Source organism: Actinomadura napierensis, from assembly GCF_039529375.1.
Taxonomy (GTDB): Bacteria; Actinomycetota; Actinomycetes; order Streptosporangiales; family Streptosporangiaceae; genus Spirillospora; species Spirillospora napierensis.
On sequence record NZ_BAAAMR010000372.1, the window covers coordinates 1 to 582 of the forward strand.

1 protein-coding gene is annotated in these 582 nt (G+C 27.8%); it reads right to left on the reverse strand.

Annotated elements, in window-relative coordinates; translation table 11 throughout:
• Positions 1–310 (reverse strand): TetR/AcrR family transcriptional regulator (locus ABD296_RS49985; RefSeq protein ID WP_344285714.1); only part of this gene is annotated, 310 nt, incomplete at its 3' end.
• Positions 311–582 lie beyond the last annotated feature (272 nt).

Genomic DNA, 582 nt, shown 5'->3' on the forward strand with positions numbered 1-582 from the left:
TTTGGAACATGCAACCATTAAAGTCTTCACTATTAAACCAATCTGAATACCATAAAAAGATGGCTTTAATACGAGCTAGTGGGTTGGTTTCGTCTTCTTTAGAGATTGCCGCAGTAAGAGAATTTTGTAAAAGTGAGTTTCTTAATAATAAACACTCTTCAATAAGTTTCTCTTTTGAAGGAAAGTATTTATAAAATGTCATTTTCGCTACACCAGATTCACTGATGATACGATCTACCCCTATAGAATTATAACTATATGAATTAAAAAGTCTTAAAGCAGTTGTAATAATGTCATCTTTTTTTGACATATTTTAGTAGCCTCACACAAATATTTTGCTATTAGCCTAAAGGTCGAGTGTACAAATAAAAAGCACGAACGCGAAATTTTACATTGTATTGACTGTTATTGATAGAAAAAAATAGGTTTTTTAAAAATAATAAAAGAACAAAACTCAATGCTAAGCATTAATTTTTTTATAATTTAATAGCTATGTTTAGTAGTTAATTCTTTGATTTTGTAAGGTGGTTTTTACTATAAGTGGACCTTTATAACTTTGATTTAAAGATTGGTATATTTAAA